General features: G+C 59.5%; 10 protein-coding genes and 1 tRNA gene. 7 read left to right on the top strand and 4 right to left on the bottom strand.

What is annotated here, in order from left to right; genetic code table 11:
* Positions 1–133 precede the first annotated feature (133 nt).
* From rimM to ACILRN_RS13990, 6 genes are all read left to right on the top strand, one after another.
* Complete coding sequence (rimM, locus tag ACILRN_RS13965; RefSeq protein ID WP_395689270.1) at positions 134–649, top strand: ribosome maturation factor RimM; 516 nt, start codon at positions 134–136, stop codon at positions 647–649.
* Positions 646–1,338: a tRNA (guanosine(37)-N1)-methyltransferase TrmD gene (gene trmD, locus ACILRN_RS13970; protein WP_395689272.1), complete on the top strand. Its 693-nt coding sequence runs from the start codon at positions 646–648 to the stop codon at positions 1,336–1,338. Before rimM ends, trmD begins: the two co-directional genes overlap by 4 nt.
* A 52-nt stretch (positions 1,339–1,390) precedes the next feature.
* Positions 1,391–1,792 (top strand): 50S ribosomal protein L19, encoded by a 402-nt coding sequence (rplS, locus tag ACILRN_RS13975; protein ID WP_395689275.1) that lies wholly within the window; start codon positions 1,391–1,393, stop codon positions 1,790–1,792.
* 254 nt (positions 1,793–2,046) lie between these two features.
* A tRNA-Phe gene (locus ACILRN_RS13980) sits at positions 2,047–2,122 on the top strand.
* Between the two features lie 280 nt (positions 2,123–2,402).
* A complete protein-coding gene (locus tag ACILRN_RS13985; RefSeq protein ID WP_395689277.1) occupies positions 2,403–3,692 on the top strand; it encodes a tyrosine-type recombinase/integrase in 1,290 nt (429 codons plus the stop codon).
* A 73-nt stretch (positions 3,693–3,765) separates the two neighbouring features.
* The gene (locus tag ACILRN_RS13990) at positions 3,766–3,990 is read left to right on the top strand and encodes a hypothetical protein (protein WP_395689279.1); all 225 of its coding nucleotides are present in this window, start codon (positions 3,766–3,768) and stop codon (positions 3,988–3,990) included.
* Between the two features lie 180 nt (positions 3,991–4,170).
* Here ACILRN_RS13990 and ACILRN_RS13995 read toward each other — a convergent pair whose 3' ends face one another.
* The 3 genes from ACILRN_RS13995 to ACILRN_RS14005 all read right to left on the bottom strand — a co-directional run bounded on the left by ACILRN_RS13995 (position 4,171) and on the right by ACILRN_RS14005 (position 6,912).
* A complete protein-coding gene (locus tag ACILRN_RS13995) occupies positions 4,171–4,428 on the bottom strand; it encodes a hypothetical protein (RefSeq protein WP_395689281.1) in 258 nt (85 codons plus the stop codon).
* A gap of 25 nt (positions 4,429–4,453) precedes the next feature.
* Entirely contained in the window at positions 4,454–5,362 is a 909-nt protein-coding gene (locus ACILRN_RS14000) for a transporter (RefSeq protein ID WP_395689282.1), read from the bottom strand.
* 116 nt (positions 5,363–5,478) lie between these two features.
* Positions 5,479–6,912, bottom strand: coding sequence for an arylsulfatase (locus ACILRN_RS14005; RefSeq protein WP_395689284.1), 1,434 nt, complete (start codon positions 6,910–6,912; stop codon positions 5,479–5,481).
* 44 nt (positions 6,913–6,956) lie between these two features.
* Here ACILRN_RS14005 and ACILRN_RS14010 point away from each other — a divergent pair, with 44 nt between their 5' ends.
* On the top strand, positions 6,957–7,691 hold the full coding sequence (locus ACILRN_RS14010; RefSeq protein ID WP_395689286.1) for a Crp/Fnr family transcriptional regulator: 735 nt from the start codon (positions 6,957–6,959) through the stop codon (positions 7,689–7,691).
* 93 nt (positions 7,692–7,784) lie between these two features.
* Here ACILRN_RS14010 and ACILRN_RS14015 read toward each other — a convergent pair whose 3' ends face one another.
* Positions 7,785–8,150 carry a DUF6876 family protein gene (locus ACILRN_RS14015; RefSeq protein ID WP_395689289.1) on the bottom strand — a complete coding sequence of 122 codons (366 nt, stop codon included), beginning with the start codon at positions 8,148–8,150 and terminating at the stop codon, positions 7,785–7,787.
* Positions 8,151–8,337: the final 187 nt, after the last annotated feature.

Here is an 8,337-nt window from a genome sequence, read left to right on the forward strand (position 1 = left end):
CTTCACATGATCTCGTCACACCCGGGCTTGACCCGGGTGTCTTCTTTGCAGCCCCAGACAGAATGCCGGGATCAAGCGATGGCATGGGTGATCCGGCAGTTTCCACATGCGCAACGCTTCAGGCAACATTCACATGAAGCGTGATCTGGTGCTGGTTGGCGTCATTACCGGGGCGCATGGTATCCGCGGCGAGGTGAAGCTCAGAAGCTTCACCGCACACCCGACAGCCATTGCAAGCTACGCACCGCTCGAAACCACGGCGGGCGCCAAACTCGAGATCCTGCGCATGCGTGCCCAGAAAGATGATTTCATCGCCAGCCTGAAAGGCGTGACGGACCGCAGCGCAGCCGAAGCGCTGAAGGGTAGAGAGCTGTTCGTGCCGAGGGCACGACTGCCCGAACCCGAGGCGGGCGAGGTCTATGTGCATGACCTGATCGGCCGCGAAGTGCGGTTCGCCGATGGCAGCGTATTGGGCAAGATCCTCGGCACGGCCAATTATGGCGCAGGCGAGCTGATCGACGTCAGGCTGAAGGATCGGGCAGACAGTGTTCTCATTCCACTGGCGCCGCCCTTTCTGGTGGCCACGGACGAGGGCGCTGTGGTTGTGGACCTGCCGGAGGGCTGGCTCGACCTCAAGGAGGCGCCATGAGTTTCCGGGCCAGCGTGCTGACCCTGTTTCCAGACATGTTTCCGGGGCCGCTGGGCCTGTCGCTGGCTGGTCGCGCGCTTGAGAAAGGCCTGTGGTCGCTCGACGTGCGCAACATCCGCGACTGGGCCACCGACCGTCACCGCACGGTGGACGATCACCCGGCAGGCGGAGGCGCTGGCATGGTGCTGAAACCCGATGTGCTGGCCGCCGCGATCGACGCCGCGCCGCAGCTGGGGCCGCGCCTGCTGATGAGCCCGCGCGGCACGCCGCTGACACAGAAACTGGTGCGCGAGCTTGCAGCGGGACCCGGCTTGCTCATCGTCTGCGGCCGTTTCGAGGGCGTCGACGAACGGGTGATCGAAGCACGCCAGCTGAGCGAAGTGTCGGTGGGCGACTATGTTCTCTCCGGCGGAGAACCGGCAGCCCTCGTGCTGCTCGACGCCATCATCAGGCTGTTGCCCGGCGTGATGGGCCAGGAGGCCTCAGGACTTGAAGAAAGCTTCGAGGGTGGACTTCTGGAGCAACCGCACTATACCAAGCCCAACTGCTGGGAAGGCATTGAAATACCAGAGATTCTTCTCTCAGGCGACCACCGCGCCATCGCCCGCTGGAAGCGCGAGCGGCGCGAAGAGCTGACCAGGACGCGACGGCCTGACCTGTGGCAGAGCTACAAGGCGGGAAAGATTTGATTTCGGACCGGGTTGGGGGTATAGCCCCGCATCCCTTAAAGGAAGACAGCTTATGGATATTATTGCTCAGCTCGAGAAAGAGCAGGCCGCGGTTGTGGCAGCACAGCGCGCCGTGCCGGAATTCGGACCTGGCGACACCGTCATCGTCAATGTGAAGGTCAAGGAAGGCGACCGCTCGCGCGTGCAGGCCTATGAAGGTGTTTGCATCGCCCGGTCCGGTGGCGGCCTCAACGAAAACTTCACCGTGCGCAAGATGTCGTATGGCGAAGGCGTGGAGCGCGTCTTCCCCGTGTATTCGCCGATGATCGACTCGATCAAGGTCGTGCGGCGCGGCAAGGTGCGCCGCGCCAAGCTCTACTATCTGCGCGGACGCACCGGCAAATCGGCCCGTATCGCCGAAAAGCAGAAAGCCATGGGGCTTGCGCCAGCCGCGGCAGAGGCAGCCGCAGAGTAACTCCTCGATCCATCGAGAGCCGATGAGGACCGGGTTCTTCCCGGTCCTTGTTTTTTTGCGCCTCGGCTGAAAAGTCAATTCATCCGTTGGCTGATGGTTCTGCCCAGGCGCAACGGCCCCCGCCGTTCCGGCGACCGGCAGCCCTGCTCCTGCCAGTGGCTCGGATTGCATGGCCGGCAACACAGGCTCAGGCCACAAGGTAGTGCTTGCCAGCGCTGCATCGATCTTTTATACACCCGCCACTCTTGACCAGCGCCCAGGTAGCTCAGTTGGTAGAGCAGCGGATTGAAAATCCGCGTGTCGCTGGTTCGATTCCGGCCCTGGGCACCACTTCTTTCCGCAGAATTCTGTTGCGTTTCAAAGGGCTGCGCCGCCCTCTGTGGCAGCGCACAAATCCGCGTGTCGTGCGAATTCGCGGTGCACTCAGATGCAGTTCCGGATGCGTTGAGGCGCGGTCGACGAGACGGTTGCCAGCACGACCGCCAGCACTTCCGACCACAAGATCATGGCGTGATCCTCTGTTCAGGGGGTGCTCAATTCTCTGAAGGTTGCTCTCAATTATCAGCACCGCGGGCATGCCCTAGCTGGGCAGTCTCTTCAGGAGATTGCGATGCCCACGATCAAGCTGGCTGACGGTAAGGTGACCATGTTCAACCGACTGGAAAGCCCCCATTGGCAGGTCGCCTTCCGGCTCGCGGACGGCACCCGCATTCAGAAAAGCCTGGGCACCATGGACGAGGCGGTGGCCCGGCAGCGGGCCCTGGCGATCTATGACGAAGCCCGGCTCAGGGAGCGCATGGGGCTCAGTGCCAGGGCTGTGAGCTTCAACCAGGCGGCCGATGCATGGCTCAAGGAGCTTAAGGCCGAAGCGGATGCTGGGCTGCGCAAGCAGCGCAACGTGATCGACTACACCCCCATCGTGGATAGGTACCTGAAGCCGTTCTTCGGCGAGAAGTCGATCGATGAGATCCGGGAGCCGGACATCGCCCAGTACCGCAGCTGGAGGCGGGACTACTGGATCAAGGGGCCGGGCAGCAAGATCACCCACATCGAGTATGAGCGTGGTGGCCTCCTCATCCAGAAGCCCCTGCCCCGGGGCATCAAGGCCCCGCGCACCGGTACCGTCAACACCGAGAACACGGTCCTCCGGGGCATCTTCAACCATGCCAGGAACCAGCGCTGGGTCACCGTCCAGCAGATCCCCGAGATCAAGAACGAGGTCCAACGCAAGAGCGAGGCCAAGCGGCATGCCCATCGGCCCTTCACCCCGGCGGAATGCCAGCAGTTGGAGCGGTTCCTGGATGGCTGGGTGGGAGCCAATCATATTAAGGAGCGCGAGCGCTGGAGGCGCGAGGCGATCCAGGACTTCATCCTGCTGCTGATGGCGGGTGGGTTCCGGGAGAATGAGCTCTCCAAGAAGGACGAGCGCACGGGCCAGTGGAGCGGCGTCTGCTGGCGGGACGTGGAGTTCTTCACCTCGACCAAGGGCACGCCCCTGGTCCAGCTGCGGGTGACGGGCAAGACGGGTCCCCGGGAGACGGTGCCCATGCAGAACGCCGAGTTCATCCTCCGCCGCCGCCAGCAGCGCTGCCCCAACGCCGAACCTGATGACTTCGTGATGTGCCTGCCCGATGGGAGCCGGATCGCTGGCTTCGACAGCGGCGTTCGCCGGGTGCTGAAGGCTGCGGGCCTGCTCCAGGACCCGGTCACTGGCCGCAAGCGCGGCATCTATAGCTTCCGTCACACCTACGCGACGCTGCTGGTCACGTCGGGCCGCGTCAGCCCTGCCGAGCTGGGCGCCAACATGGGCACCAGCCTGCCCATGATCGACCGCCACTACTACCACTTCGACCCCAAGAAGGCGGCGGACCGGCTGGCCGACACCACGGACGATCGCTGAGCAAGCCAGATCGGCCGAACGATCCTGAGTAACTCAGGTTCAAGCCTGACAACCTCACCAAAGGAGAACGCCCATGCACTTCAAGCGCAAGAAGACCAAGGCACGCTGGGTGTCGCCGGGCGGTTGCTCCTGCTGCGCTATGCAGCTCCGTCAGGTGCCTGCAGAGCTCAAGTTCACGCGGTCAGACCGCAAGCGCGACCAGTCCGCAGAGTCTCAGCTTCGCAATGACGCCACGGGCTCCAAGCCTAGCTTCCGGTACAAGCACAAGAGCCTGACCGGCGTCATCATCGACTGGTGAGGTTCAGTACAAACGGGGTGGATGCTTCCTGAGTTCAGGATCAACGCATCCGCCACAAATATCCTGCCACTTCGACAGTCGCCAGTCTCTCTGCTTTCCCACTATAGAAAGAAGCAATAGCGGTCGGGTTTGAATTTTCAGTCCACGGGCGTTTTGCCCCAACTAGGCTTTGATTGACGATTAGATCGCAGCTAGCTGGGTTTTTCCTACAGCCACCGAATCACAGCTCCCTTTAAGCCGTGTTGGAGGAACTTCTACTTCCATCAGCCGATCTCGTTGCAGGTTTGCGGCGAACTCAATGACCACAGCCTGAATTTCGCCTCTAGCCCGGCTCGGAAAAAGATAGCCGAGAGCAAAAATCGTTCCAGGGATATCCATGCTCCCATTCTTCTGGATTTGCTCTCTTGCTAGCCTTTGAACGGCGGATTCGATGGTCATTTGGTCTTTTGTGCCCACAGTTCCATCATTCCGTCCGCATCAGCGCTGACACAGGAAGATTTACCGTCAGGAACAGACTTCCACCCTTCGGCCGGTTTTCAGCAGCGACTTCGAGATAGCCTCTGAGGTTTGTATAGATTGGAACATCTCCAGCCATGAAATTGTATCCGATCTGAGGCCCTATACCGATGACACTCGACTTAAAGTCACCAAGGAGGGTGCTGGTCCCCTCATCGGCAGCGACCTGCTGATAAGCGTAGCCAACCACGCCCGCGAAGAATTGTTCGCTGAGGAGTTTGGCTGCACCCACATCCAAGTGAATACTTGTTCCACTTGTGTAATAGGTGTCCGGGTTTTCGAAGTTAAAAGTCACCCCTGCCGTTGCCGACATTTCCCAGCCTGTCTCGGGATTGAGATAGGTATAAGCGCCGCCTACATCAATCGCGGCATGACCAGTACCGACATTGGCGAGCCGGTCCGGCTCATAGGAGCCCACCGGTAGGCCCGCCGAGCCATAGACCATCCAATTGCTCACGCCTGCATTCCAGAACAATTGAACGGTCGGATAGAGATCGCCGAAACCTGAGACAGAATCGGACCGGCTGGCGCTCAGTCCTCCGGCCGAGATCTCCGCACTTGTCTCGCTGTATGCGGGCAGCAGAGCCAGCGAAAAACTTGGCCTTCCACCGAGTATCGAGGCATCTGGTGTGTACGTCGGAATGATGAACTGGGCAAGGAAGGATGCATCAGCCTCCGCAGCAATTTCAGTTCCCTGCCGGAGTGTCTTTCCAGCCTTCATCTCACCTTGATAGTAATAGGTGACCGTCGGAATGGAAAAGCCAGGTTCCGGCGCAATGGCAGCGAAACTTCCGTATTGGCCCGGTAGCCAGAAACTGACACCGCCCTCGTCCGCTTGGGCTGGAGTAAGGAGCATGACTGCCGATAAGGCGATGCTAGCAACGACTGGAACGGAGCGAAGTCGAGTGGGCGGCATGGGTGGCTCCACGAATATGCGCAGGAGTTCTGGTTCAGGGCAGCGATCAGCCAATGTCACGGGTTGCCCGGCGGCACATAGGGATCAGGTGTTCCCATGGGGATGAGGGGATTGGCTGATAGCGATGCCTGGAAGGCGGCAACGATCTTCAGCATGGGTGTCACCACCCAGCTGTCTGCCGTCGGCTTTTCTTCCCGGGGGTCGGTATAGAGATTGATGATGAAGGGAATGCCCAGCTTCTGGGGAGGATCGAACATCGTATCCTGCTTGTAGAAATGGAGCTTCCAGTTTCGCCATTTGACGGCGAGCAACGTGTCGGCTCCCCAGATCGGGAACCCTTCGCGAGCCGATTTAGCCGATTTTCCTTCGAGGAACGCGGACACGTCGATACTGTCGATCGGGCGATCCTTAGGAACTACGGCACCTGTGATCTTTGCCAGCGTCGCGAATATGTCGACGCCATGCACGATCTCATTGCTAACCCGTCCAGCATCGATCTTGCCCGGCCAACGGATCATGAACGGCACGCGGATGCCACCTTCGAGGGCTGTGAAGTACTGACCGCGCCACGGTCCGGCCCAGCCATCCCAGGGCCTGAAGAACTCAGGTCCGTTGTCACTGGTGAAGATCACGATCGTATCGTCGCGCACACCCAGCCTGTCGACAGCGGACAGTGCCTTCCCAACATTGCTATCCATTTCCGCCAGCATGTCTGCCCAGTCGCCGTTTCCGGTTTTACCCTTGAACGCTGGATTTGGCTCCGTTGGCAAGTGCGGTTGCGTGAGCGAGACATAAGTGAAGAAAGGCTTTCCAGCCTTGACCTGCCGCTCCATGAAATCAACGGCACGGCTGGTGATCTCCGCGTCGATCAGGCGGCGCTGCTCCACGTCGTAATCCCGAAGCGCCTTGCTCGGCTCTCCTTTGCGACCTTCCATGATCTTCTCGAGGGGAACAATGTCAGGCGAGTATCCAACCGACGTCGACCAGAGCGACTCGTCGGTCGTGCGCGGGATGCCGAACCATTCATCAAAGCCTTGATCGTTTGGCAGGCGCCCGTCGTGGCTTCCGAGGTGCCATTTCCCATAGAGCGCCGTGGCATAGCCCGCGTCCGACAGGGCCTCCGCGATGGTCACTTCCCACTGGGTAAGCCCTTCAGGTACGCCGCCGAACGGCACCGCGTAGGTTCCCGAGCGAATGGCGAAGCGGCCCGTCATCAAGCTCGAACGGCTCGGTGTGCACTGGGTCTCGACATTCATGTTGGTGAGCCGGAGACCTTCCCTTGCGAGTTGATCCAGCATCGGTGTCGATGCCCCCCGGGTTTCTCCCCCGCCATAGGAGCCGAGTTCGCCGTAGCCTAAGTTATCCGCGAGGATGAATAGGATATTCGGCTTTGCTTCCGCCGCGTGGCTCTGGCTCGGCTGTAGGTAGACGGGACCTACTGAAGCGATGACAACTGCCAAGAAGCCTACCAATTTCGTGGGGATTGCCATGTAGTTCTCCCATTCATCACCGTGTTCCATGCCGATCCAGAAGAGTGCTATGTTCAGCTTTATTCGGCGAACACTTTGCGCAATGCGTGCGAGGAGACTGTACAATTCGCTCCAATTCAGAAGGCACCCTTGGCCTGCTCGGCGTACATGGCTGGCTGGCCAGCGAACCAGAGGAGTTCAAGAGATGGGCAGAACTCTCAGGGAAATGGCGCGTTTATCAGCCGGGCCAGTTTCTATACTTCTCCGGAGACCCCTCCGACGGCATCTATGGGCTCGAATCTGGAAGTCTTGAGGTAACTTTCCCGCTGGTTGCCGAAGAACCAGTCGTTCTTCATAGAGCTCAGGTCGGTTTCTGGGTTGGAGACAATGGTGAACTGTCAGACACGCCCAGAACAATAAGTCTCATGGCTGCGACAGAATGCAGGATGCTCCACCTGCCGCGCTTGGCGATCCGCAAGTTGCTCGCGGATGATCCAAAGCATTGGCAATCTTTTTATCGTCTGGCCACGATAAACACGACCGTCGCTGTCGGCTTACTTGCCGAAGCGCTGAGTTTGACCTTGCGTGCTCGGATGTGCCGCAGACTTCTCCTACTGACGGACACGTCGATCGACGTAACCGTCACTCAGGAGGATCTCTCCAAGATGTTAGGTGTATATCGATCTACCCTTCGACCTATCTTGAACAAGCTCGCAAAATCCGGAGCAATTGAGCTTGGATATAGGCGCATCAGGGTTATTGACCGCGCCATTCTGGCAAGCTTCAGAGATGAGCAGTGAGCTAGAAACCATACGCTATGCTCAATACCGTTCTTGTAGCAGCCTCACCCGGAGAACCCCAGAGATAGCCTGAGTTACTCAGGATTAAGACGCTTAATACTCTCCCGGCAGCATGATAACGCCATCCACCATGTAGAGCTTGATGCCGGGTTCGGGGAAGTCGGTGTAATCGATCCGCCTCTCCAGAAGCTGCCGGTCATTCCCATCGTCACAGCGCAACAGCGCCGATGATCCTTCCACGATCAGCGTCCAGACCTGGAACTCCTCGCCCACCAGGGCTGCCTCCGCCTTCTGCGCCAGCGCTATCTCGTCGATCAACCAGTAGGCCCCTGCCCGCTCGGCCACGAATAGTACCCCATCCGTATAGTGGACGTTTCGTACCAGCGTGTGCCGGTACCAGTTTTCCGTGCCGGTGAACTGCGCAAGCTCGCTGGCGGTAAGCCCCTTTTCCTTGCCCATGATTGCTGCTCCATGCAGGGAGCAGGAGCGCTCACTGCACGCTACGAGCTACATTCAGAGCGGGGGGAATTCCTATCGGATTTGGTGGGAGGGCTGGGAGGAACCTCTCGGGGACTTGAGGTCCATGTAACCTCACACTTCTCTAGCTTCATGAGGTTGGAGGACCGAAGCATCCACTTGAGATCAT

This window comes from Aestuariivirga sp., assembly GCF_044238155.1.
Taxonomy (GTDB): Bacteria; Pseudomonadota; Alphaproteobacteria; order Rhizobiales; family Aestuariivirgaceae; genus Aestuariivirga.

Bases quoted from the DNA above. Each gene is read 5' to 3' on its own strand.
- rimM (WP_395689270.1), top strand. From the start codon at position 134: ATGAAGCGTGATCTGGTGCTGGTTGGCGTCATTACCGGGGCGCATGGT.
- trmD (WP_395689272.1), top strand. From the start codon at position 646: ATGAGTTTCCGGGCCAGCGTGCTGACCCTGTTTCCAGACATGTTTCCG.
- rplS (WP_395689275.1), top strand. From the start codon at position 1,391: ATGGATATTATTGCTCAGCTCGAGAAAGAGCAGGCCGCGGTTGTGGCA.
- ACILRN_RS13985 (WP_395689277.1), top strand. From the start codon at position 2,403: ATGCCCACGATCAAGCTGGCTGACGGTAAGGTGACCATGTTCAACCGA.
- ACILRN_RS13990 (WP_395689279.1), top strand. From the start codon at position 3,766: ATGCACTTCAAGCGCAAGAAGACCAAGGCACGCTGGGTGTCGCCGGGC.
- ACILRN_RS13995 (WP_395689281.1), bottom strand. From the start codon at position 4,428: ATGACCATCGAATCCGCCGTTCAAAGGCTAGCAAGAGAGCAAATCCAG.
- ACILRN_RS14000 (WP_395689282.1), bottom strand. From the start codon at position 5,362: ATGCTCCTTACTCCAGCCCAAGCGGACGAGGGCGGTGTCAGTTTCTGG.
- ACILRN_RS14005 (WP_395689284.1), bottom strand. From the start codon at position 6,912: ATGGCAATCCCCACGAAATTGGTAGGCTTCTTGGCAGTTGTCATCGCT.
- ACILRN_RS14015 (WP_395689289.1), bottom strand. From the start codon at position 8,150: ATGGGCAAGGAAAAGGGGCTTACCGCCAGCGAGCTTGCGCAGTTCACC.